General features: G+C 33.3%; 26 protein-coding genes. All 26 read left to right on the top strand.

Going from position 1 to position 22,566, the window contains the following annotated elements; genetic code table 11:
- The first annotated feature begins 13 nt into the window (after nt 1-13).
- Entirely contained in the window at nt 14-1,147 is a 1,134-nt protein-coding gene (gene darB, locus AC1Q5Z_RS09830) for a dialkylresorcinol biosynthesis protein DarB (RefSeq protein WP_343588998.1), read from the top strand.
- Nucleotides 1,147-1,575 (top strand): hotdog family protein, encoded by a 429-nt coding sequence (locus AC1Q5Z_RS09825; protein WP_492444568.1) that lies wholly within the window; start codon nt 1,147-1,149, stop codon nt 1,573-1,575. Before darB ends, AC1Q5Z_RS09825 begins: the two co-directional genes overlap by 1 nt.
- A 9-nt stretch (nt 1,576-1,584) precedes the next feature.
- Nucleotides 1,585-2,052, top strand: coding sequence for a hotdog family protein (locus AC1Q5Z_RS09820; protein WP_343588996.1), 468 nt, complete (start codon nt 1,585-1,587; stop codon nt 2,050-2,052).
- Nucleotides 2,045-2,365: a hypothetical protein gene (locus tag AC1Q5Z_RS09815; RefSeq protein WP_492444566.1), complete on the top strand. Its 321-nt coding sequence runs from the start codon at nt 2,045-2,047 to the stop codon at nt 2,363-2,365. The genes AC1Q5Z_RS09820 and AC1Q5Z_RS09815 overlap by 8 nt, the downstream gene beginning before the upstream one ends.
- Before the next feature lie 9 nt (nt 2,366-2,374).
- Entirely contained in the window at nt 2,375-2,779 is a 405-nt protein-coding gene (DarG, locus tag AC1Q5Z_RS09810; protein ID WP_343588994.1) for a flexirubin biosynthesis protein DarG, read from the top strand.
- Complete coding sequence (gene darH, locus AC1Q5Z_RS09805) at nt 2,780-3,778, top strand: BtrH-related acyltransferase DarH (protein ID WP_343588993.1); 999 nt, start codon at nt 2,780-2,782, stop codon at nt 3,776-3,778. It begins immediately after the preceding gene.
- A 64-nt stretch (nt 3,779-3,842) separates the two neighbouring features.
- A complete protein-coding gene (locus AC1Q5Z_RS09800; RefSeq protein WP_492444563.1) occupies nt 3,843-4,541 on the top strand; it encodes an ABC transporter ATP-binding protein in 699 nt (232 codons plus the stop codon).
- Nucleotides 4,531-5,814 (top strand): ABC transporter permease, encoded by a 1,284-nt coding sequence (locus tag AC1Q5Z_RS09795; protein WP_492444561.1) that lies wholly within the window; start codon nt 4,531-4,533, stop codon nt 5,812-5,814. The genes AC1Q5Z_RS09800 and AC1Q5Z_RS09795 overlap by 11 nt, the downstream gene beginning before the upstream one ends.
- Complete coding sequence (locus tag AC1Q5Z_RS09790; protein ID WP_343588990.1) at nt 5,789-6,238, top strand: acyl-CoA thioesterase; 450 nt, start codon at nt 5,789-5,791, stop codon at nt 6,236-6,238. Before AC1Q5Z_RS09795 ends, AC1Q5Z_RS09790 begins: the two co-directional genes overlap by 26 nt.
- A gap of 216 nt (nt 6,239-6,454) precedes the next feature.
- Nucleotides 6,455-6,784, top strand: coding sequence for a hypothetical protein (locus AC1Q5Z_RS09785; RefSeq protein ID WP_198855003.1), 330 nt, complete (start codon nt 6,455-6,457; stop codon nt 6,782-6,784).
- A 112-nt stretch (nt 6,785-6,896) separates the two neighbouring features.
- Complete coding sequence (locus AC1Q5Z_RS09780; RefSeq protein WP_492444559.1) at nt 6,897-8,036, top strand: beta-ketoacyl-[acyl-carrier-protein] synthase family protein; 1,140 nt, start codon at nt 6,897-6,899, stop codon at nt 8,034-8,036.
- Nucleotides 8,033-8,572, top strand: a complete 540-nt coding sequence (locus AC1Q5Z_RS09775; RefSeq protein WP_492444558.1) for a hypothetical protein — start codon at nt 8,033-8,035, stop codon at nt 8,570-8,572. The genes AC1Q5Z_RS09780 and AC1Q5Z_RS09775 overlap by 4 nt, the downstream gene beginning before the upstream one ends.
- A gap of 7 nt (nt 8,573-8,579) precedes the next feature.
- Nucleotides 8,580-9,197: a 3-oxoacyl-ACP synthase gene (locus AC1Q5Z_RS09770; RefSeq protein ID WP_492444556.1), complete on the top strand. Its 618-nt coding sequence runs from the start codon at nt 8,580-8,582 to the stop codon at nt 9,195-9,197.
- Nucleotides 9,198-9,199: 2 nt separating this feature from the next.
- Nucleotides 9,200-9,457 (top strand): phosphopantetheine-binding protein, encoded by a 258-nt coding sequence (locus tag AC1Q5Z_RS09765; RefSeq protein WP_111378796.1) that lies wholly within the window; start codon nt 9,200-9,202, stop codon nt 9,455-9,457.
- Nucleotides 9,458-9,589: 132 nt separating this feature from the next.
- A complete protein-coding gene (locus AC1Q5Z_RS09760; RefSeq protein ID WP_492444554.1) occupies nt 9,590-10,786 on the top strand; it encodes a beta-ketoacyl-[acyl-carrier-protein] synthase family protein in 1,197 nt (398 codons plus the stop codon).
- Nucleotides 10,786-11,847, top strand: coding sequence for a beta-ketoacyl synthase N-terminal-like domain-containing protein (locus AC1Q5Z_RS09755; RefSeq protein ID WP_492444552.1), 1,062 nt, complete (start codon nt 10,786-10,788; stop codon nt 11,845-11,847). The genes AC1Q5Z_RS09760 and AC1Q5Z_RS09755 overlap by 1 nt, the downstream gene beginning before the upstream one ends.
- Complete coding sequence (locus AC1Q5Z_RS09750) at nt 11,844-12,620, top strand: polysaccharide deacetylase family protein (RefSeq protein WP_492444550.1); 777 nt, start codon at nt 11,844-11,846, stop codon at nt 12,618-12,620. Before AC1Q5Z_RS09755 ends, AC1Q5Z_RS09750 begins: the two co-directional genes overlap by 4 nt.
- Nucleotides 12,610-13,242, top strand: coding sequence for a flexirubin biosynthesis/transport protein LolA2 (gene lolA2, locus AC1Q5Z_RS09745; protein ID WP_492444548.1), 633 nt, complete (start codon nt 12,610-12,612; stop codon nt 13,240-13,242). Before AC1Q5Z_RS09750 ends, lolA2 begins: the two co-directional genes overlap by 11 nt.
- Complete coding sequence (lolB2, locus tag AC1Q5Z_RS09740; RefSeq protein WP_492444546.1) at nt 13,208-13,843, top strand: flexirubin biosynthesis protein LolB2; 636 nt, start codon at nt 13,208-13,210, stop codon at nt 13,841-13,843. Before lolA2 ends, lolB2 begins: the two co-directional genes overlap by 35 nt.
- Nucleotides 13,844-13,880: 37 nt before the next feature.
- Nucleotides 13,881-14,477, top strand: a complete 597-nt coding sequence (locus AC1Q5Z_RS09735; protein ID WP_492444544.1) for a porin family protein — start codon at nt 13,881-13,883, stop codon at nt 14,475-14,477.
- Nucleotides 14,478-14,479: 2 nt separating this feature from the next.
- A complete protein-coding gene (locus AC1Q5Z_RS09730) occupies nt 14,480-15,091 on the top strand; it encodes an outer membrane beta-barrel protein (RefSeq protein ID WP_198855011.1) in 612 nt (203 codons plus the stop codon).
- A gap of 5 nt (nt 15,092-15,096) precedes the next feature.
- Entirely contained in the window at nt 15,097-15,468 is a 372-nt protein-coding gene (locus AC1Q5Z_RS09725) for an ApeI family dehydratase (protein WP_286965608.1), read from the top strand.
- A gap of 2 nt (nt 15,469-15,470) precedes the next feature.
- The gene (locus tag AC1Q5Z_RS09720; protein ID WP_492444542.1) at nt 15,471-15,956 is read left to right on the top strand and encodes a hypothetical protein; all 486 of its coding nucleotides are present in this window, start codon (nt 15,471-15,473) and stop codon (nt 15,954-15,956) included.
- A 16-nt stretch (nt 15,957-15,972) separates the two neighbouring features.
- Nucleotides 15,973-17,148, top strand: coding sequence for a DUF2062 domain-containing protein (locus AC1Q5Z_RS09715; RefSeq protein ID WP_492444540.1), 1,176 nt, complete (start codon nt 15,973-15,975; stop codon nt 17,146-17,148).
- Between the two features lie 225 nt (nt 17,149-17,373).
- Nucleotides 17,374-21,051 carry a 1-acyl-sn-glycerol-3-phosphate acyltransferase gene (locus tag AC1Q5Z_RS09710; RefSeq protein ID WP_492444538.1) on the top strand — a complete coding sequence of 1,226 codons (3,678 nt, stop codon included), beginning with the start codon at nt 17,374-17,376 and terminating at the stop codon, nt 21,049-21,051.
- Nucleotides 21,048-22,565: a phytoene desaturase family protein gene (locus AC1Q5Z_RS09705; protein WP_343588977.1), complete on the top strand. Its 1,518-nt coding sequence runs from the start codon at nt 21,048-21,050 to the stop codon at nt 22,563-22,565. The genes AC1Q5Z_RS09710 and AC1Q5Z_RS09705 overlap by 4 nt, the downstream gene beginning before the upstream one ends.
- The last annotated feature ends 1 nt before the right edge of the window (nt 22,566 follow it).

Genomic DNA, 22,566 nt, shown 5'->3' with positions numbered 1-22,566 from the left:
CGAAATTTAAATTATGTTTGAAGTATATATTACAAAAGCTGCAAAATATTTGCCAAACGAAGCCGTTTCAAATGACGAAATGGAAGCCTACTTAGGCCTTATCAATGATACTGCTTCTAAAGCAAGACGCATTATTTTGCGCAATAATAAAATTACAAGCCGATATTACGCTGTTGACAAAGAAGGAAAAAGCACTCACAGCAATGCCGAATTAACCAAAAATGCCATTTTACCGTTATTCGATGAAAATTTTACGCCTCAAGATGTAGAAGTACTTTCATGCGGGACCTCAACTCCTGACATATTTCTGCCTTCGCATGCTGCGATGGTTCATGGTCTACTAAAAAATAAATCGGTAGAATTAAACTCTTCGACAGGAGTTTGCTGCGCCGGAATGAACTCTCTTAAATTTGGTTTTCTTTCTATAAAATCTGGAAATTCAAAAAACGCAATCTGCACAGGATCAGAAAAAGTTTCTACTTGGCTGAATGCTCAAAAATACAATCACGAGGCCGATAATTTAAAAAGCCTTGAAGAACAGCCAATTATTGCATTCAAAAAAGATTTTCTTCGTTGGATGTTGTCAGATGGTGCTGGTGCTTTCTTATTAGAAAACAAACCAAGAGGACCAATTTCACTAAAAATCGAATGGATGGAAGCTTTTTCGTATGCGTACGAATTAGAAACTTGCATGTATGCGGGAGGTGATAAATTGGAAAATGGAGAAATTAAAGGCTGGAGCGATTATTCTCCAGAACAATGGTTGAATGAATCTGTTTTCTCAATCAAACAAGACGTTAAATTATTAGATGAATTTATCCTGTCAAAAGGTGCCGAAAGCATGAAAGACGCCATGGATAAAAACAATATTAAATCGGAAGATATTACGTATTTCATTCCTCATGTTTCTTCTAACTTTTTTGTTGAAGGATTGAAAAAAGGATTAAATGAAAAAGGTATCGGAATGAGCGATGACAAATGGTTCATGAATCTTTCTCGAGTTGGAAATGTAGGCTCTGCCTCTATTTACTTGGCTCTTGAAGAATTGATGAGTTCAGGAAATTTGAAAAAAGGAGATAAAATTTTATTATCTGTTCCAGAAAGCGGAAGATTCTCTTTCGCGTATGCCTATTTAACTGTTTGTTAATGGAAACAATGCTTTTAGAAAAAGAAATGGTAGAAAATTTACTGCCGCAAAAGTTCCCTTTTGTGATGGTAGACGCTATGCATTCTTATTCTGAAACTTCTTTGGTTTCGGGTTTAGAAATTCAGCGCGAAAATATTTTTGTATCAAACGATATTTTTCTTGAAGCTGGATTAATAGAACATATGGCACAATCTGTGGCATTGCATACAGGATACCAATATTTTTTGAAAAACGAAGTTGCTCCAACAGGCTATATTGGTTCTATTAAAGAAATTGAAATTAAGAAACTTCCAAAACTTAACGATAGTATTCAATCTGAAGTTACAATTCTGCAGGAATTTGCAGGAATCACTCTGGTTGATATTGTTACGACGTTAAATAATGAAGAGATTGCCAGAGGACAAATGAAAACGGTTTTGGCAAAATAAAAGCAATCGATGAAAACTAGTTCTGCTGTTGACATACAAAATTATTTACCACACCGAGCGCCAATGCTTATGGTGGATTTGATTTTGGATATAGATGCCAACTTTGTAGAAACCATATTTTTGATAAAAGAAGACAATATTTTTGTTCAGAACAATGTTTTTAACGAAGCAGGTTTAATCGAAAATACCGCACAGACTTGTTCTGCAATTGTTGGAAAAAAATACTTTTTTGATGACAACGGAATCGAGAATGAAAACGTAAATGTAATTGGATTCATCAGCGCTTTAAAAAGTGTAAAAATTCATGCATTGCCAAAAGTTGGCGATACGATCATAACTAAAGCCGATTTGATTTCAAAATTTGTCGGAGACGATTATACTTTATGCACAATGAGCTGTAAAAGTTTACTCGAAGATCAGATACTCTTAGAATGCGAAATTAATTTGTTTATTCAAAAGACGGTTTCAGTTGGATAATTTTAAAAAAGTCATTTTACATTTAGGAATTCGAATTGGGATTTTATTGTCATTGTTTGGATTATTAGTCTTGTATTGGAGCTTCATTTATGATCCTCACTCACTTTGCGATCAAGACCAACACAGACATACAGATGCAGGTTTAGGAATGTTCGTTTTAGCATTATTCATCACTGTTTTTTTCTATTTTGGATTATTAATAGAAATGTTTTATTTATTCGTGAAGAAAAAACGAATTTTAGCTTTCACAAATCTTGGATTTTTAGTAATTAGTTTATGTATACTTTCAATCTGTATGTTTCTAATAAATTAAATTAGCAAAATGGAAAAAGATCAAGTACCTCAGGATCAAAGTAACTTAACGAAAAACAACGTAAAAGAGCTTTTGTACGCAACTGATGAAAACGGCAATTATACCACAACATTAAGTACGGGCTGGGAACCTAAAACAATAGCGCTTTCAAATTCTATTGATGAAATAAATGAACGAATTGCCGATGCCAAACAACAGGTTTTAAATGGCGAAATAAGTCCGATTGTTTATTTTATGGAAGTCAATAAAATGGATCTTAACATATTATCCAGTTACGTAGGTTTTTGGAAATGGCGCGTAAAAAGACATTTTAAACCTAGTGTTTTTGCCAAACTAAACGATAAAATCCTGAAAAAATATGCTGATACTTTTGGAGTATCAATTGAAGAATTAAAAAACAGCATTACCAAATAAATGGAATTAACTTTCACACATCATCAGTCTGCTCATTGCGAGAATGGAGTAGCGTCAAATCTGCTAAAAAATAGCGGACTAAACATTAGCGAACCGATGGTTTTTGGAATTGGCTCTGGATTGTTTTTTGTATATCTGCCTTTTATAAAAGTGAATCATGCACCAGCAATCAGTTATAGAACTTTGCCTGGACAGATTTTCAATAAAGTGGCCAACCGATTAAATTTAAAAATAAAAAGACAAAAATTTTCTTCTGTAGCAAATGCCAATAAAGCATTAGACGAAAATTTAAAAAACAATATTCCAACAGGATTACAAGTTGGCGTTTACAATTTAAGTTATTTCCCAGACGAATATCGTTTTCATTTCAACGCGCACAATTTAGTCGTTTACGGAAAAACCGAAACCGAGTATTTAGTGAGCGATCCTGTAATGGAAACCGTTACGACTTTAACTTACGAAGACATGAATAAAGTACGTTTTGCCAAAGGAGCTTTTGCACCTCGCGGACAAATGTACTATCCGATTCAGATTCCAAAAGATGTCGATTTAAAAAGCGCCATCATAAAAGGAATCAAAAATACGTGCCGAGATATGCTAGCGCCAATGCCAATTGTTGGTGTTCGCGGCATTAAAATGGTTTCTCGCCAAATTCGTAAATGGCCTGCAAAACATGGCGTTAGAAAAGCCAATCATTACTTGGCGCAAATGGTTCGCATGCAGGAAGAAATTGGAACTGGCGGCGGAGGTTTCCGTTTTATTTATGCGGCATTTTTACAGGAAGCTTCAGTTATTTTGGGTAACGAAGAACTGAAAGTACTTTCTAAAGAAATGACACAAATTGGAGATTCATGGCGTGATTTTGCTGTTGAAGCTTCACGTATTTACAAAAACAGAAGTGCCAAAGAAGATGCCTACAACACTATTGCCGATGAACTTTTGGACATTGCCAATAGAGAAGAAATCTTTTTCAAAAAACTAAAAAAAGCGATCAGCTAAAAACACTATTTTGCAATCTATCATTCAAATAGAATCCCTTTCGAAAAAGTACAAAAATGCAGAAATGTATTCTTTGAACAATGTTTCGCTAAATATAAATGAAGGTCAGATTTTTGGCTTGCTTGGACCAAACGGTGCCGGAAAAACAACCTTAATTTCCATGCTCTGCGGATTGGTAAAACCAACTTCGGGACATTTTACAATTGATGGTTTAGACTATCAGCATCAGGCTTCAAAAATTAAAAAAATCATAGGCGTTGTTCCTCAAGAATATGCTTTGTATCCAACATTGACTGCCAGAGAAAATCTGCTTTATTTTGGAAGCATGTACGGTTTAAAAGGTTCTGATTTAAAAGATAAAGTAATCGAAACGCTAGATCTTTTAGGTTTATTGAAATTTGCCGATAAACAAGTTCAGACTTTCTCGGGCGGAATGAAACGCCGTGTCAACCTGATTGCAGGAATCCTTCATAATCCGAAAATTTTATTTTTGGATGAACCAACTGTTGGTGTCGATGTGCATTCTAAAACTGCCATTATTGATTATTTGAAAGTGTTGAACCAAAACGGAACGACTATTATTTATACTTCTCATCATTTGGCTGAAGCCGAGGATTTCTGTTCTGACATTGCTATTTTAGATCAAGGACAGATTTATGCACAAGCAACTCCGTCGGCATTAATTGAATCTACAAAAGATGCTCGAAATCTCGAAGATGTTTTTATTTCATTAACTGGTAAAGCGTTGAGAGATGATATATAAAATTTGGATGTCGGTAGTAAAAGAATTTCTTTTGCTAAAAAGAGATTTAGGCGGATTGATTATTTTATTTATCATGCCTTTGGTTTTGGTAATTGCCGTAACCTTAATTCAGGACAGCACTTTTAAAGCGGTAACCGATTCTAAACTTCAGATTCTTTTGGTCGATAAAGACCACGGATCCGTTTCTAAAACGGTTTTTGAAAATTTAGAAAAAAGCAAATATTTTACCGTTGTTACCCAAATTGACAATAAACCAATTACCGAAGAAGTTGCCAAAGAAAATGTATACAAAGGAAAATTTCAACTGGCGATTGTAATTCCAGAAAACTTAAGTTCTGATTTGCAAGAAAAAGTAAATCAGAATGTAGAGAAAATTGTCAGCAATTTAGGTTTGACGGACAGTACAACAGCTACCGAACCTCAGCGTGTCATTAAAGAAAAAGAAGTAAAACTGTATTTTGATCCAGCGGTTCAGATGAGTTTCAAAAATGCTGTTATGAGTTCGATCGACAAAATGATTTCACAGATTGAAACCAAATCGATTTACAGCACTTTTCAAAAACAATTAGGCGAAGAAACCATCGATTTTGAACAAAAGAACTTTATTACTTTCAAAGAAATAATTCCGAGAATCAACAACAAAGAAGTTCGTCCAAATTCCGTTCAGCATAACGTTCCGGCTTGGACACTTTTTGCGATATTTTTTATTGTCATTCCATTATCTATCAATATTGTAAAAGAAAAATCGCAAGGAACTTTTGTTCGATTAAGAACCAATCCTGTTTCTAATTTAATTGTTATTATTGGAAAAACCATTACCTACTCGATCATTTGCATGATTCAGTTTTATATGATGGTTGCCGTGGCGGTATTTTTATTTCCATCCATCGGATTGCCTTCTTTAAACATCGAAGGTCATTTCTTGCTGACAAGTGTTGTCGCATTATTTTCAGGTTTTGCAGCCATCGGGTTCGGAATCTTATTAGGAACTGTGGCAAGCACACAAGAACAATCTGCTCCTTTTGGTGCGACAAGTGTGATCATTCTAGCTGCAATTGGCGGTGTTTGGGTTCCTGTTTTTGCAATGCCAAAAATCATGCAATATATCGCAAAATCATCTCCAATGAACTGGGGATTAGAAGCTTTTTACGATGTATTGCTTAGAAACGTTTCTTTCGTCGAAATCATACCAAGAATAAGTTTATTATTTTTGTTTTTCATTATTACCACTTCCATCGCATTATTTTATGATAAAAAGAAAAGAGCAGTTTAAAGAAGCTATAGATCTAACCGTTTCCCACGAAATCAGGATTCGTTTTAACGAAACAGATCCGCTTGGAATTGTTTGGCACGGCAATTATATCACGTATTTCGAAGATGGACGCGAAGCGTTTGGACGTCAGCACGGACTTACGTATCTGGATATTGCCAAAACGGGTTATACAACACCAATTGTAAAATCGACTTGTGAACATAAATTGTCTTTGCGTTACGGAGATGTGGTAACAATTGAAACCACAGTTGTTGACACTCCTGCAGCCAAAATGATTTACCGTTTTAAAATTATTGATGATAAAGGAGAAGTGGCCTGCACAGGCGAAACCACTCAGGTTTTTTTAGATGCAGCAGGAAATTTAATGCTGACCAATCCGCCTTTTTATGAGGAATGGAAACGAAAAGTGGGGTTATTGAAATAGAACACGGATTGCACTAATTTTCACGAATTAAAAATAAAATAATCTGAATCTATTTCCTGCAAGGTTTCCAAAACCTTGTAGGCATCCATAATATCGAATAAAGATGACACAGCAAATCTTATTTGTACTAGTAGTATTAATAGGTGTGTTTTATTATAGAAAACATGGTAATAAAGCGAAGTCCGATATTGAGAAGTTTGAAAAAATAAAGCTGATATGGAATATGAAAAGAAGTTTGATTATTTAAATCGAAATGTTTTCTTTGATCTTGAAAACAAAAATTCAGGATTCGATTCTGAATCTATAAAGTATTTTTTGGAAGAAGATTTTAAAATAGTATTAGATAGAGTTGAGAGTTTAAATCTTGGAATTAGTGGTATCGAACCTTGGTTTGATGAAGAATTTTATGATGTAATTGTTGTAGAAGATTATGGTAATAATCCTTTTGATTCTAATTGGTATAAAAACGCATTCGAAAATTTTAAAAAAGAAAAGAAAAATCTTCTCTATGCAGCTAGTTATGTTGTACCACTTGACTTATTATAGAGAATTGTCATCAACTAACAGCTTAAAATCTGCATAGAATTAAATAAAAAGCTTAAAATAAAACATACCTAATAAGGTTTTAAAAACCTTGCAGGAGAAATCGAAATTTAAAATGTTAAGAGAAATATACATCACAGAAACAAATTGCATCACACCTTTAGGTTTTGATATTGAATCTAATATCAGCGCCATTCTTCGTGGTGATTCTGGAATTCAGCTTCATAACGATGTTTCTTTGATGCCGAATCCGTTTTATGCTTCGATTATTTCTGATAAAAAAATAAACAGTGCATTTTCAAAAATTAGTACTGAGACAAAATATTCTCGTTTAGAGAAAATGATGATTTTGGCTTTGGAGCCGATTATCAAAAAATCAGGAGTTGAGCTAAACTCAAAAACGGCTTTTATACTTTCTACCACAAAAGGAAATGTTACCGCTTTGGCAAATGATTCTGAAGAAAGTTTCAACAACGCATATTTAGATGTTTTAGCCAAAAATATTTCAGATTTCTTCGGATTCCAAACTCAAGCTATTGTAGTTTCAAATGCTTGCGTTTCTGGAATTTTAGCTGTTTCTGTTGCTAAAAGAATGATTCAATCTGAACTTTATGACAACGTATGTGTGGTGGCTGGAGATGAAGTCTCAGAATTTGTTTTGTCTGGTTTTAATGCTTTTCAGGCAATGAGCGAACTGCCTTGCAAACCATATTCTAAAAACAGAACCGGTGTAAGTTTAGGCGAAGCTACAGCAGCGGTTTTAGTTTCGGCGGAAGCCAAAAACGCTAAAATAAAAGTTATCGGAGACAGTTCGATAAACGATGCGAATCATATTTCGGGACCTTCTAGAACAGGTGAAGGTTTGTTTAGAAGTATTCAAAATGCTTTGAAAGAAGCAAAAATTGAAGCGAAAAAATTAGATTATATTTCAGCACACGGAACTGCAACTCCTTACAACGACGAAATGGAAGCGATTGCTCTAACTCGTTTAGATTTACAAAATGTTCCCGTAAATAGTTTAAAAGGATTTTACGGTCATACACTTGGCGCTTCGGGATTATTGGAAACCGTAATTGCAATAGAATCTGCCAATCAAAATAAACTTTTTGAATCGAAAGGTTTTGATGAAATTGGAGTTAGTGAAGCTATCAATGTGATTGAAAAAAACCAAGAAAAGAAAATCGATTATTTTCTGAAAACAGCTTCTGGTTTCGGAGGTTGTAATACGGCTGTGGTTTTTGAAAAGGTAAAATGAGAAATTTAAAAAACTTAAATATTGAGAAAAGTATAGTCAAAAATAAGCTGGTTTATTCTGAAAGCTGGTCTGATATATTTGACACCATACTTCTTTTTATACTTTTTAGTTTTTTATTTATTTGTCCTTTTTTAGTTTACTTCGATCCATATCGAGATTATTCAAAAACGGGAACCGAATACTATCTTCTGTTTTTTATAAGTCTCTTTTCTGCTTATGCAATTTATCGGAAAGCAACTGAAAAGCATCTTACGAAAATTATAAGCAAATATGATGCTGAAAGAAATAGAGCAATTATTAATGAATATTGTAATAAATCAGGATGTAAAAGAGCTATAAATTCAAAAGAATTAATAATTTATAATAAATATCCAGATGCTCTGGGATTTAATTCTGTATATCTGTCAAGCAGAATATTTATTTTAGACAAGAATAACATCTATATGACAGTGATTAAAAAAGGTCGTAGAACAAATTTCCCTGTTCTTTTTTCTCAATTATTTTTAAAGGCAAACATAAAAAAATTATGTTCTTAAAAACAAAATGACTCAAAACAAAACCTACATACAATCCTACATCACTATCCAAAACAACGAAATTGTTTTGAACGGAACTTCTGTATTCAAAATTGAACCAACCGATTTTGCTGATTTCTCCAAACAAGCCTATCGTAATTTTGAAATGCAATATCCAAAGTTTTTCAAAATGGATGCTTTGAGCAAACTGGCTTTTTTAGGATCAGAATTGCTTTTGAGTCCGATAACTTCAACGGAAAAAGAAAATAATATCGCTTTGGTTTTGGCCAATAAATCGTCGAGTTTGGATACCGATGTAAAATATCAGGAATCTATTTCAGACAAAGAAAACTATTATCCAAGTCCGGCGGTCTTTGTTTATACGCTGCCAAATATTTGTTTGGGCGAAATAAGTATCCGTCATCAGCTGAAAAGTGAAAATTCTTTCTTTATATTTGACACCTTTAACACCGAATTTATGTCCAATTATTCGAATATTCTTCTGAATCAGAATAAAGCAGATGTAGTTTTGTGCGGTTGGGTAGAATATTTTAACGACAATTATAAAGCTTTTTTATGTACAATTAGTACAGAAGAAAATGCAAAATATACAAACGAGACTATCAATACATTATACAATAAATAATCATGGAAGCATTAAAAGAAGAATTAAAAAATAAAATCATAACAACTTTAAACCTTGAAGATATTGCAGTAGAAGATATTGCTGATAACGATCCTTTGTTTGGAGATGGTTTAGGTTTAGACTCGATTGATGCACTTGAATTGATCGTGATTTTAGATAAAGATTACGGAATTAAATTAGTAGATCCGAAAGAAGGAAAATCTATTTTCCAGTCTATCGAAACTATGGCTGCTTATATCAGCGCGAACAGAACGAAGTAAGACTTCTTAGACTGACTTAGAATTTTAGACTTCTTAGACAATGCTTTTCAAAAATCTAAAAAGTCTAAAATTCTAAGCCAGTCTAAAAAAATCTAAGAAGTCTAAAATTCTAACAATCTAAGAAGTCCAAAAATGAAAGGTGTTGCAATAACGGGAATGGGAATTATCTCTGCGATTGGTAATTCGGTTGAGGAAAACTACATTTCCTTGATTGAAAACAAAATCGGTGTTTCTCGTATTCAAAATATTTCGACTGTTCATGCAGATGTTATCAAAGTTGGCGAAATCAAAAAAACCAACGAAGATCTTGTTGATGAACTGAAATTAAATGAGGATAATAATTTCTCCAGAACCGCTATGATTGGCACTTTGGCAGCAAAACAAGCTGTTGAAAATGCTGGCATTACCGATATAAATGAATTTAGAACGGGACTTATTTCGGCTACAAGCGTTGGCGGAATGGACATGACGGAAAGACATTATTACGATTATTTCGAAAAACCAGAATTGACCAAGTACATTACTTGCCACGATGGCGGAGATGTTGCCGAAAAAATTGCTGAAGAATTAGGTTTAAAAGGAATGGTAACAACGATAAGTACTGCTTGTTCATCTGCAGCCAATTCGATTATGTTGGGTGCAAGATTGATCAAAACGGGAAAATTAGATCGCGTAATTGTGGGCGGAGCCGATGCTTTGGCAAAATTCACCATCAACGGATTTAAGACTTTGATGATTTTATCTGACGATTACAACAAACCTTTTGACAATACCAGAAAAGGATTAAATCTTGGAGAAGCTGCCGCTTTTTTAGTTTTAGAATCGGATGAAATTGTAGCAAAGCAAAACAAAAATGTATTGGCAAGAGTTTCAGGTTACGGAAATGCCAACGATGCTTTTCATCAAACTGCTTCTTCAGAAAATGGAGACGGCGCTTATTTGGCCATGAAAAAAGCGTTTGAAGTTTCGGGTTTAAAACCTTCTGAAATTGATTACATCAATGTTCATGGGACAGCAACGCCAAATAACGATTTATCTGAGGGAAGAGCTTTGCTTCGAATTTATGAAAATGAAAAAGTTCCAGATTTCAGTTCTACAAAACCTTTTACGGGACATACTTTAGCGGCTGCAGCTGCGATTGAAGCCGTATATAGTGTTTTGGCAATTCAGAATAATGTGGTTTATCCAAATTTGAATTTTGAAGTTCCGATGGAAGAATTTGATTTGAAACCGCAGACAACTTTAAAAAATAAAACTATCGAGCACGTTTTATCCAACTCTTTTGGTTTTGGAGGAAACTGTTCAACCCTTATATTTTCAAAAAGCTAATGACGAAGACATATATAAATGGAGTAGGCTGTATTTCGACTCAAAAAACATTTGATACTGTTTTTTTGGAAGAAGCTGTTGTAAATCATGAAGAAAATGTACTGGCAATTGTTCCGCCAGTATACAAAGAATATATTTCGCCTGCTGCCAGCCGTAGAATGGCAAAAGGTGTAAAAAACGGAATCGTAGCTTCGGCTTTGGCTATGAAAGATGCCAATATTGAAAAAGTTGATGCGATTATCACAGGAACTGGTTTAGGCTGTATTGAAGATTCTGAAAAATTCCTAAAAAGCATTTTAGATAATAACGAAGAGTTTTTAACTCCTACTTCTTTCATTCAGTCTACACACAATACCGTTGGAGCGCAGATTGCACTTTTGCAGCAATGTAAAGGTTATAATTTTACGTATGTTAATGGCGCTGTTTCTTTTGAATCGGCTCTTATTGATGCTAAAATGCAGATTGAAGAGGCTGAAGCCAATTCAATTTTAGTGGGCGGTGTTGACGAAAATGGTGATTATACTACTTCGCTTTTTAAACTCAACGGTCGCATTAAAGCAGACAATTCTGCTCCGTACGATGTTCTAAATTCTTCAACAAGTGGAGCGGTTTATGGCGAAGGTGCTAGTTTTTTTGTTTTAGAAAACGAAAGAAAAGAAAACACTTATGCCGAACTTCTGGATGTTTCTATTATAAATACTTTGGAAGAAAATGAAGTTGAAGCAGCAATTGTTTCATTCTTAAAATCAAATAATTTAGAAATTTCAGATGTTGACGCGCTTGTTTTAGGTTTTGACGGAAATGCAGATTTTGAGAATTATTATAGAAATCTTGCAGAAAATTCGTTTGCTCAAACTCCTGTTTTATATTACAAACATTTGAGCGGTGAATACGATACAGCTTCGGCTTTTGCTTTTTGGATGGCTGCTAAAATTTTGAAAACTCAGGAAATTCCCGAAATCGTAAAAGTAAATGCTATCGAAAAATCAGATTACAAAACGATTTTATTATACAACCAATTAAACGGAAAAAACCATAGTTTTACGCTGCTGTCAAAATGATAACGCACAAAAACATATCGCTGTTTTTTATCTTTTTATTGCTTTTATTGTTTCTTCTGAATCTTTATAATGCAATTCATTTTCTGTGGTTTGTTGTTGTAATTCTTATTTGGATCGGAATAAATGCTTTTGGTTCTGCGCGCATTTCTTCCAATTATCATGTAAAAGCATTTTGCAGTAATCCGTTAGAAACAGAAAAAAAAATCGCGCTTACTTTTGATGATGGCCCAAGCATTTACACTTTAGAAGTTTTAGAACTTTTAAAAAAATACAATGCCAAAGCCACCTTTTTCTGTATTGGTAAAAACATTGAAACGCATCCCGAAATTCTCCAAAAAGTGATTGATGAAGGGCACTTGGTTGGAAATCATTCCTATTCTCATTCTAAATTTTTTGATTTTTATAATGCTAAAAAAATAACCGAAGAACTTCAGAAAACAGACGCGCTTCTGGAAAAATTCACTTCAAAAAAAATCAACTTCTTTCGTCCGCCTTATGGAGTTACAACTCCTTCGATAAGAAGAGCTTTAAAAGTAACAGGACATAAAACAATTGGCTGGAATATTCGTTCGCTTGACGGAGGAACCCAAAATCAGGAATTAATTTTCAATCGGTTAATTAAGCATATATCTCCCGGCGGAATTGTACTTTTGCATGATACAGGCAAGCATTCTGTTTTGGTCTTGGAACAGTTTTTGCAATTTTTACAGCAAAATAATTATGAAGTGATTTCGATCGAAGAACTTTTGAATCTTAAAGCTTATGCAAACTAAAATATATCTCTTTTTATTTTTAATTATCGGCGGTTTCAATCTATCGGCGCAGGAACAAAAAATGACCGATGTCGAAATTGCTTCTTTTAAACAAGATGTAAATGTTGTGGCTAAAAAAATCAAGACTTTGAGTACCGATTTTGTTCAGTACAAGCATTTAGATTTTTTATCGAAAGACATTGAAACTTCAGGAAAAATGGTTTTTAAAGAACCTGCTTTACTTCAATGGCAATATAAAAAACCATACAACTACAGCATCACTTTCAAGAACGGAAAAATCCTGATTAACGACGAAGGAAAGAAAAGTGCTGTTGATATTGGAAACAGTAAAATCTTTGCCAGAATTAATAAATTGATCGTGGGTAGCGTAAGCGGAAATATGTTTGATGATAAAGAATTTACGATTTCGTATTTTAAATTGAAAGGTCAGAATCTGGCTAAATTTGTTCCGAAAGATGCGACGCTTAAAAAATACATTAAACAAATCGAACTGACTTTTGACAAAGAAGAAGCAACAGTTGTTCAGGTAAAATTGTTAGAATCATCTGAAGATTATACCCGAATTGTACTTAAAAATAAAGTGATCAATGCAAAAATCGACGATTCAGTTTTTACTAATTAATTGCTTTCTGGCAATTGTTTTAATTTCTTGTGGCTCGGTCACAAAAAATTATACGCCTAAAAAATTAGACAAAACGTCTTATACGGTTCCGTATTTTTCAGACTCAAAAACCGACTATGTTTATAAAACCAACATCAGTGTTTACGGTAACGAACTGTCTGGAATCTTCATCGCCAAGAAAATAAACGACACCACGCACCGAATAGTTTTTACAACGGAATTCGGAAATAAATTAATGGATTTCGAAATCTCAGATACCGATTTTAAAGTCAATTCTATTGTATCAGAATTAGATCGAAAAATTTTGATCAATACTTTAAAAGAAGATTTCAGATTGCTTTTAAAGAAAGAATATTCGATTCAAGAGCAATTCGAAAATGAATCGGCTGACATATATAAATCGGCAGATGGCAAGCGTGACAATTATATTTTCATCTCCCAAAAAGATCAGAAATTAGAAAAGATCGTTCATGCTTCTCAAACAAAAGAAAAATTTACACTGCTTTTCAGTTCAGAAAACAATATTTTTGCCGAAAAGATTCAGATAATTCATCAGAATATTAAATTGAAAATTGAGCTGAATTATTTCAAATCAGAATAAAAAATTAAACTAATCCTAAACTTAAACCAAACCCAAAATGAGAAAATTTGTTTTAATTGCATTTATTTTATTAATCGGAATGCAAACAGAAGCGCAAGTAAAAGTTAGTCCAGGACTAAGAGGTGGTTTGAATGTATCAACATTAACGAATATTGATGACAATAGTTCTAAAACAGATTTCTATGTTGGTGGATTGGTAAATATTAAATTCAATAAATTTTTCTCGGTTCAGCCAGAGATAAATTATTCAAGACAAGGTGATGAAGGAAGATATTTTGAAAACGGCCGTTATTATTCTGAAAAGTATGAGTTGAATTATATAACACTGGGAGCGGTTGCAAAATTTAACTTTGGAGGTGGAGGTTTTCATCTATTGGCAGGCCCTTCTTTAGATTTAAAAGTTAGTGATAATTATGTAAATACAAATCCCGAAGATTTTGATCTTTCATTTGTTGGAGGTGTTGGTTATACTTTGCCAAATGGTCTAACTTTTGAAGCTCGACTTAAACAAGGATTAATTGATATTTATGGTTATAACGGATATGATTATGACAATAATGGATATTACTATAATGATGTAATCTTAAATCAAGTTTTCCAAATCGGAATTAGTTATACATTTAAAACAAAATAAAAATGAATAAAAAAATATTCTTCTTTATTGCTGTTTTTTTCTTGGTTTTAAATATACAAGCACAAGTAACAGTTAAGCCAGGTTTAAGAGCTGGATTTAGTTTTTCGACGATTTCTGAAATGCACGCCGATTATAAAACTGATTTTTATGCTGGAGGTTTTACTGAAATTAAGATAACCAAAGTTTACGCCCTTCAACCAGAGATTAATTACAGCAGACAAGGTTCTAATAATGTAGCTCGAAATTATTTTGATGAAAATACACAGACCAATAAAGTAGAACATTTAGATCTTGATATAAACTATTTGTCTCTTTCTGTTATGAATAAATTTACTTTACCAGTAGGAATTCAATTTCAAGCAGGACCGACATTAGATATTTTATTGAATGATAATCTTGCCGTTAGAAAAGCACAAAATGATCTTGGTTTGGTTTTAGGAGTTGCTTATGCCCTGCCTTCTGGTTTAACATTTGAAGCACGATTTAAAAAAGGATTGCTTGATATTTTAAGCAGTGATTATTATCAAAATGATTCTAATAACTATTATTTATTTGGCGATTATAACACAAATATTAATTTTCAGTTAGGGGTTTCCTATTCATTTGGAAAATAAAAAATATGATTTTACAAGATTTTTATAAAATACTATCAGAAGAAAAAGTATCTGATTCGAAATATACGATTACAATTTTAGTCAATGAAAAACACGAGGTTTTTAAAGGACATTTCCCTGGAAATCCTATTATGCCTGGTGTTTGTATGATTCAGATTATCAAAGAACTTACAGAATCGATTACCAAAAGTTCATTGATGATCCAGTCTTTAGCAAATGTAAAATTCATGGCGTTAATTAATCCGGAAGTTACTCCACAATTACGCTTGGAATTGGATGTTACCACAACGGAAGACGATTTAGTAAAAGTGAAAAACACGACTTACTTTAACGACACAACTGCTCTTAAATTGAGCACGGTGTACAAAAAAATATAATTATGAAACTGTTACTGACATTACTTTTATGGGTGAATTTTGCTGGAACGCCAGATTTGGCTTCGATCCGAAAAATGTATTCTGATGTAGCAAAATCAGAAAGCAATGCCAAAGAGTTTGTAGCCAAACTTGCAGGTGTTTCAAGCAATGATGATAAAATTTTGGTGGCTTATAAAGCGGCTTCTATTTTATTGGACTCTAAATTTGAAAAAAAATTAAGCCAGAAAATGGATCGTTTCAAAGAAGGTGCAAAATTACTTGAGGCAACAATAAAAAGTGATCCAAGTAATATTGAAATGCGAATGATCCGATTGAGTGTTCAGGAAGATGTTCCTAGCATTACAGGCTACAAGAAAAACATTAAAGAAGATAAAAAATTCATAACGACGTATTATGCTTCGCAAAGCGCATCTTTGAAAGATTATCTTAAAGACTTTGTTTTACAATCTAAGAGTTTCTCAGAAAAAGAGAAGCAATTTGTAAAGTAAGCTCAAAAAACTCCCCATGAAATCACAGCAAGAATTACTCAGTTCGACTAACTTTTGCGTTATTGTGCCCACTTACAATAACCAAAAAACACTTAAAAAAGTACTGGATTCTATTTTAGATTTCACCACAAATATCATTGTTGTTAATGACGGTTCAACCGATTCTACGAGCGAAATTCTAAAATCATATTCGCAACTGACTCAAATTCATCATCCTAAAAATTTAGGAAAAGGACGAGCACTGAGAAATGGATTTAGAAAAGCATTGGAATTGGATTTTGAATATGCCATTACAATCGATTCTGACGGTCAGCATTTTGCCGCAGATATTCCTGTTTTTTTGGAAGCAATTCAAGAAGAGCCAAATGTTCTCTTGATTGGAAGCCGAAATATGACTCAGGAAAATGTTCCTAAGAAAAGTAGTTTTGGAAACAAGTTTTCTAATTTCTGGTTCAAGTTTGAAACTGGAATTAAGCTAGACGACACACAATCTGGATTCAGATTGTATCCGCTTCGATTGCTTCCAAAACGTTTTTATACCAATAAATTTGAGTTTGAAATCGAAGTTATCGTGCGTGCTGCGTGGAAAGGAATTGTGGTAAAAAATATTCCGATTCAGGTTTTATACGATCCTGCCGAAAGAGTTTCGCATTTTCGTCCGTTTCAAGATTTTACCCGAATCAGTATTTTAAATACGGTTTTGGTCACCAATGCTTTGCTGTATATAAAGCCGAGAGATTTTTTTAGAAGAGCAAAAAAAAAAGGTTTTAAAAAATTCTTTTTAGAAGATATTTTAGAAAGCAACGATTCTAATTTTAAAAAATCGGCCGCAATTGCTCTAGGTATTTTTATCGGACTTTCACCTTTTTGGGGATTTCAAACTATATTGCTTTTTACCTTTGCTGCTTTGTTCAGACTCAACAAAGTCATTGCTTATCTTACTTCAAATGTAAGTTTTCCGCCTTTTATTCCGTTTATTATTTATGCTTCACTTCAAGTTGGAAGTATTTTCGTTTCTAGCGATGCGCCACTGGTTTTGGACAGTTCAATTACTCTCGATGATATTCAAAAAAATGCTACGCAATATATCGTAGGAAGTCTTATTTTAGCAACCGTTTCAGCGCTATCAGTTGGTCTTATAAGTTATTTGCTTTTAACGGCTTTTAGTTCTAAAAAACAAATCGAAAATTAAATTAAGTTTGCCACAGATTAAAAGGATTAAAATGATTTTTTTTCGCCACGAATTTCACAAATTTCCGCGAATTAATTTGTGAAATTTGCGACAAACCGACACTGATTAGAATCTTTCTAATCCTTTTAATCTGTGGCAAAAAATAAAACAAATTTATGCCCTTTTTCAAATAAGAATTCGTGAAAATTCGTGAAATTCGTGGCGAAAAAATTTTAAACATAAATCATGCATCAATACTTCTACGCCATTCATTTATTTGTAAACCGAAGAAAATCTCTTTCGGTTGTGTTGGCTGTTTTGATGCTTCTAGTTTTTGGATTTTTCGCTTCAAGATTGAAGTTTGAAGAAGATATTACCAAACTTATTCCAACCAACGACAAAACCGATGTTACCGCCAAAGTCTTAAAACAATTAAACTTTGCCGATAAAACCACCGTAATTTTTAGCTTGGATAAAAATGGTTCTGCCGAAGATTTGAAAGAAATGGCAACTATATTTTCAGACAGCGTTTCTAAATCCTGTAAACCGTACATAACCGGAATTCAAGGAAAAATTGATGAAGAAAACATTCAGGAAACTATCGATTTTGTTTACAATAATCTGCCACTTTTTCTAGATGATAACGATTATTTGGCTATTGAGAAGAAGCTTCAAAAAGACAGTATTGCAGCAACCGTTCAAGGAAATTACAAATCGATTATTTCTCCTTCGGGATTTATTACCAAAGATTTTATTCTGCAAGATCCGTTTGGGATTTCTTTTATTGCTCTAAAAAAATTACAGCAATTAAATATTGGCGACGATTTTACTCTGGAAAATAGTTTTGTAATGACAAAGGATAAAAAGAAATTGTTGCTTTTTATCACCTCAAATATTCCATCGAGCGAAACAGAAAAGAATACCATTTTTGCAGAAAAACTGAAATCGATTCAGGAAAATCTCAATACACAATTTAAAGGAAAAACCTTGATCAGTTATTTTGGTTCTGCTTTAATTGCAGTCGCCAATGCCAATCAGATTAAAGGAGATATTATTTTGACAACATCAATAGCGATGTTTACTTTAATGCTCATTCTGATTTTATTTTATAGAAAAGTCTTAATTCCGCTGATTATTTTTCTACCAACGGTTTTTGGCGGTTTGTTTGCGGTTGCCTTTTTATACTTTGTGAGAGAACAAATCTCAGCAATTTCATTAGGAATTGGTTCTATTTTATTGGGAATTACAATTGATTATTCTATTCACATTCTCACGCATTATAAGCATAATAGCGATGTAAAAACGTTGTACAAAGACATTACGATGCCGGTCATCATGAGCAGTTCTACAACCGCAGTTGCTTTTTTATGTCTGCTTTTTGTAAAATCGGATGCCTTAAACGATCTCGGAATTTTTGCTGCTGTTATCGTTATGGCAACTGGAGTTTTCTCCCTTTTGATTGTTCCTCATTTATATAAACCAACAGAAAATCCGGCAGAACATAAAAAGAATGTGATCGACAAAATGGCTCATTTTTCTTTTCACAACAATAAAATCTTAATCGGACTTTGCGTTATCATTACCATTATCTGCTGTTTTACTTATAATGATGTTGGTTTTAATAACGATTTATCGCAACTGAATTTTATTCCGAAAGAAATCAAAGCCGCCGAAAAACAGTTGGAAGAAAGCACGAGCTTAACTTCCAAAACGATTTATGTCGCTTCTTACGGAAAAACCATGGAAGAAGCTTTACAGCATAACAGTAAACTTTTTGATGATTTATCAAAAGAAAAACAGCAGAACAAAATTCTAAATTTCAGTTCAGTTGGCGGAATTGTTCTTTCGCAACAAGCCCAAATAGAAAAAATTAAGAAATGGAATTCGTTCTGGACTTCACAGAAAAAAGAATTCATAAAATCAGAATTAATTGCCGAAGGTTCTAAGCTTGGCTTTAAACCAACAACATACAATCTGTTTTTTGATCATTTAGATTTTGATTTCAAACCTGTTTCTGCATCTGAATTTTTAAAAATTAAAGCGCTCCAGTTACAAGAGTTTATAACCGAAAAAAATGGTTTTTATACCATTTCAACTTTAGTAAAAGTATCGCCAGAGCAACGAGATGTTTTTGTAAAATCGGCTTCGGCAAAAGAAAACATCATTGCGATTGATCGCCAGCAGATGAACGAAACGTTTTTCAGCACTTTAAAAACCGATTTTAATTCGCTTGTAAATTATTCTTTTGTTGCTGTAATTTTAATTCTATTTTTCTTTTTCCGAAGAATCGAATTAGTAATTATAAGCTGCATTCCTATTGCATTAACTGGAATTGTGACTGCAGGAATTATGGGCATTTTTGGCATTCAAATGAATATTTTCAGTATGATTGTCTGCACGTTGATTTTTGGTCACGGAGTCGATTTTAGTATTTTCATGACTAGTGCCTTGCAAAAAGAATATACCAATGGTGTTAACGAAATTGCCATTTACAGAACCTCAATTATTCTGGCGGTTATTACGACAATTTTAGGAATTGGTGCGATGATTTTTGCTAAACACCCTGCACTTACTTCCATTTCACTGGTTTCCTTAATTGGGGTTTTTGCAGCGCTGATTATTACGTTTATCTTCTATCCGATTTTATTCAAACTGTTTTTATCGAATCGTCCCAAAAAAGGAAATCCTCCTTTTCAATTGCGAACTTTTATACATGGTGTAATTTCATTTGCTTATTATGGTTTGGGCGGCATCGTAATGTCGATTTTCAGTTTCACCATAATGCCGATTTTGCCTTTCAGCAAAAAATCAAAAATGAAAGCTTTCCGATATGTGATTTCAAAATTCATGAAATCGGTATTGTATTCGAATCCGTTTATTCGCAAAAAAGTCGTTAATAATTTCAATGAAACTTTCGAGAAACCGGCCGTAATTATTGCCAATCATTCTTCATTTCTAGATATTCTTTCAATCGGAATGTTAAGCCCGAAAATCATTTTCTTGGTAAGCGACTGGGTGTACAATTCTCCTATTTTTGGCGGTGTTGTTAGAAAAGCAGGTTTTTACCCCGTTTCTGAAGGTCTTGAAGGCGGCGTTGAACATTTACGAAAAAAAATAGAACAAGGTTATTCTCTAATGGTTTTTCCAGAAGGAACACGTTCCGAAAGCAATGTGATTAAACGATTCCACAAAGGTGCTTTTTTTCTTGCCGAAGAATTTAAACTGGATATTATTCCCGTTGTTATTCACGGTGCTTCAGAACTAATTCCAAAAGGTGATTTTGTTATTCACCATGGAAAACTAACGGTTACGATTTTAGAAAGAATTGCTCCAGATGATCTTTCGTTTGGAAATAATTATGCCGAAAGAACCAAACAAATCAGTTCGTTCTTTAAAGCAGAATATCGTAAAATTAGACAAGAACTTGAAGGTCCAGATTATTTCAAAACAATGTTAATCAACAGTTATGATTACAAAGAAATTGAAATTGGGCAAAGCGTAAAAAAGGATTTGAAACAGAATCTCGAAACGTATTACAGCTTAAACAAACACGTTCAGCCAAAAGCAAAAATTCTTCATTTAGGAAACGATTATGGACAATTGGATGTTTTATTGGCTTTGCAAGAACCACAGCGAAAAATATTTTCTTTTATAAATGATGAAGAAAAATTGTTGGTAGCCAAAACGAATTATTTAGTTAAAAAGAGAAAAATAATATATCTCGACAAATTAGAATCGGCATTTGAAAATCATTACGATATACTTTTAATTTCTGATGAAAGCTATCACGATGAAATTGAAAAACAGATTCTAAACGTTTCTTTTATAATTTTAGTCAATTGTTCTCGTTTAAAAAATCAGTTTGAGAATTTTGAAATTCTTTCTGAAGAAAATGCTTTACTAGTTTTAAAGAAAAAAGGATGAAAAAACAATACGATGTAGTTATAATTGGCAGCGGTTTAGGCGGATTGGTTTCTGCTGTTATTCTGGCAAAAGAAGGCTACAGCGTTTGTGTACTTGAAAAAAACAATCAATATGGCGGAAATCTTCAGACTTTCGTTAGAGATAAAACTATTTTTGATACGGGAATTCATTATATCGGAGGTTTAGGAGAAGGCCAAAATCTTCATCAGTATTTCAAATATATTGGAATAATGGATCATTTGAATCTGAAAAAACTGGACGAAAATGGTTTTGATATTATTTCTTTTGATGATGATAAAACCGAATATCCGCATGCACAGGGTTTTGAAAATTTCATTCAGCAACTGACAAAATACTTTCCTGAAGAAAAAGAAAATCTCGAACAATACTGCCAGAAAATAAAAGAAGTCTGCAAAACATTTCCGCTTTACAATCTAGAATCGCAAGGAAAATATGATGATGAAATTTTAGCGCTTAACGCGAAAAAAACCATCGATTCTTTTACTGGAAATGAAAAACTAAAGGCTGTTCTGGCGGGATCCAATTTTCTCTACGCCGGAATTCCAGATAAATCGCCTTTTTACGTTCATGCACTTGTCGTCAATTCGTATATCGAAAGTTCTTGGCGTTGTGTAAATGGCGGAAGTCAGATTACCAAACAATTGCTGAAACAGCTTAAAAAATATGGCGGCGAGTTTTTCAAACATAAAGAAGTCACCAAAATCGAAGTCGAAAACCAAAAGGTAAATTCTGTACAAATGAAAGACGGAACCGAAGTTTCTGGATCGTATTTTATTTCGAACATCGAACCAAAAACGACTTTGAAAATGGCGGGTCAGGAAAACTTTAGAAGACCGTTTTTTAATAGAATTCAAAATTTAGAAAACGTACTTTCTGCTTTCAGTTTGTATATCGTTTTTAAACCTAAAACTTTTAAATACATCAATCACAATTACTATCATTTTAAAAGTACAAATGATGTTTGGACCGCTTATGAATATGATGAAAATTCATGGCCAAAAACATTTATGGCTTCTATGAATCCGTTGAAAAAAGATGAAGAATGGGCAGACGGAATGACGTTTTTGACTTATATGAAATATGATGATGTCAAAGCTTGGGAAAACACTTTCAATACCACTTTTGAAGAAAATGATCGAGGAGAAAGTTATGAGAATTTCAAAGCTAAAAAGGCATCAAAATTTTTAGAAGAAATAGAGAAAAAATTTCCTGGGATAAAAGATTGCATCAAATCGGTTCATACTTCTACTCCGCTTTCTTATCGCGATTACATTGGCGGAGACGGCGGAAATATGTACGGATATGTTAAAGATTCTAATAATCCGATGAAAACTTTAATTCCGACCAAAACTAAGATAGAAAATCTTTATCTTACAGGCCAAAGTATTAACATGCATGGTGTCTTGGGAGTTACGGTTGGAGCGGTTATAACTTGCTCAGAAATTGTAGGAAAGGAATATCTGCTCGAAAAAATTAAAAAAGCATCTGAATAAA

The organism is Flavobacterium sp. GW823-FHT06G12, from assembly GCF_058794775.1.
This window is presented reverse-complemented; position numbering and strand designations above follow the sequence as displayed.

What these genes read in the sequence shown, in the direction of transcription:
- AC1Q5Z_RS09820 (WP_343588996.1), top strand. Translation starts at nt 1,585, where the DNA reads ATGAAAACTAGTTCTGCTGTTGACATACAAAATTATTTACCACACCGA.
- AC1Q5Z_RS09735 (WP_492444544.1), top strand. Translation starts at nt 13,881, where the DNA reads ATGAGAAAATTTGTTTTAATTGCATTTATTTTATTAATCGGAATGCAA.
- AC1Q5Z_RS09705 (WP_343588977.1), top strand. Translation starts at nt 21,048, where the DNA reads ATGAAAAAACAATACGATGTAGTTATAATTGGCAGCGGTTTAGGCGGA.
- AC1Q5Z_RS09750 (WP_492444550.1), top strand. Translation starts at nt 11,844, where the DNA reads ATGATAACGCACAAAAACATATCGCTGTTTTTTATCTTTTTATTGCTT.
- AC1Q5Z_RS09775 (WP_492444558.1), top strand. Translation starts at nt 8,033, where the DNA reads ATGAGAAATTTAAAAAACTTAAATATTGAGAAAAGTATAGTCAAAAAT.
- AC1Q5Z_RS09710 (WP_492444538.1), top strand. Translation starts at nt 17,374, where the DNA reads ATGCATCAATACTTCTACGCCATTCATTTATTTGTAAACCGAAGAAAA.
- AC1Q5Z_RS09715 (WP_492444540.1), top strand. Translation starts at nt 15,973, where the DNA reads ATGAAATCACAGCAAGAATTACTCAGTTCGACTAACTTTTGCGTTATT.
- AC1Q5Z_RS09800 (WP_492444563.1), top strand. Translation starts at nt 3,843, where the DNA reads ATGTATTCTTTGAACAATGTTTCGCTAAATATAAATGAAGGTCAGATT.
- lolA2 (WP_492444548.1), top strand. Translation starts at nt 12,610, where the DNA reads ATGCAAACTAAAATATATCTCTTTTTATTTTTAATTATCGGCGGTTTC.
- DarG (WP_343588994.1), top strand. Translation starts at nt 2,375, where the DNA reads ATGGAAAAAGATCAAGTACCTCAGGATCAAAGTAACTTAACGAAAAAC.
- AC1Q5Z_RS09755 (WP_492444552.1), top strand. Translation starts at nt 10,786, where the DNA reads ATGACGAAGACATATATAAATGGAGTAGGCTGTATTTCGACTCAAAAA.
- AC1Q5Z_RS09825 (WP_492444568.1), top strand. Translation starts at nt 1,147, where the DNA reads ATGGAAACAATGCTTTTAGAAAAAGAAATGGTAGAAAATTTACTGCCG.
- AC1Q5Z_RS09730 (WP_198855011.1), top strand. Translation starts at nt 14,480, where the DNA reads ATGAATAAAAAAATATTCTTCTTTATTGCTGTTTTTTTCTTGGTTTTA.
- AC1Q5Z_RS09720 (WP_492444542.1), top strand. Translation starts at nt 15,471, where the DNA reads ATGAAACTGTTACTGACATTACTTTTATGGGTGAATTTTGCTGGAACG.
- AC1Q5Z_RS09790 (WP_343588990.1), top strand. Translation starts at nt 5,789, where the DNA reads ATGATAAAAAGAAAAGAGCAGTTTAAAGAAGCTATAGATCTAACCGTT.
- darH (WP_343588993.1), top strand. Translation starts at nt 2,780, where the DNA reads ATGGAATTAACTTTCACACATCATCAGTCTGCTCATTGCGAGAATGGA.
- AC1Q5Z_RS09760 (WP_492444554.1), top strand. Translation starts at nt 9,590, where the DNA reads ATGAAAGGTGTTGCAATAACGGGAATGGGAATTATCTCTGCGATTGGT.
- AC1Q5Z_RS09780 (WP_492444559.1), top strand. Translation starts at nt 6,897, where the DNA reads ATGTTAAGAGAAATATACATCACAGAAACAAATTGCATCACACCTTTA.
- AC1Q5Z_RS09765 (WP_111378796.1), top strand. Translation starts at nt 9,200, where the DNA reads ATGGAAGCATTAAAAGAAGAATTAAAAAATAAAATCATAACAACTTTA.
- lolB2 (WP_492444546.1), top strand. Translation starts at nt 13,208, where the DNA reads ATGCAAAAATCGACGATTCAGTTTTTACTAATTAATTGCTTTCTGGCA.
- darB (WP_343588998.1), top strand. Translation starts at nt 14, where the DNA reads ATGTTTGAAGTATATATTACAAAAGCTGCAAAATATTTGCCAAACGAA.
- AC1Q5Z_RS09795 (WP_492444561.1), top strand. Translation starts at nt 4,531, where the DNA reads ATGATATATAAAATTTGGATGTCGGTAGTAAAAGAATTTCTTTTGCTA.
- AC1Q5Z_RS09725 (WP_286965608.1), top strand. Translation starts at nt 15,097, where the DNA reads ATGATTTTACAAGATTTTTATAAAATACTATCAGAAGAAAAAGTATCT.
- AC1Q5Z_RS09785 (WP_198855003.1), top strand. Translation starts at nt 6,455, where the DNA reads ATGGAATATGAAAAGAAGTTTGATTATTTAAATCGAAATGTTTTCTTT.
- AC1Q5Z_RS09770 (WP_492444556.1), top strand. Translation starts at nt 8,580, where the DNA reads ATGACTCAAAACAAAACCTACATACAATCCTACATCACTATCCAAAAC.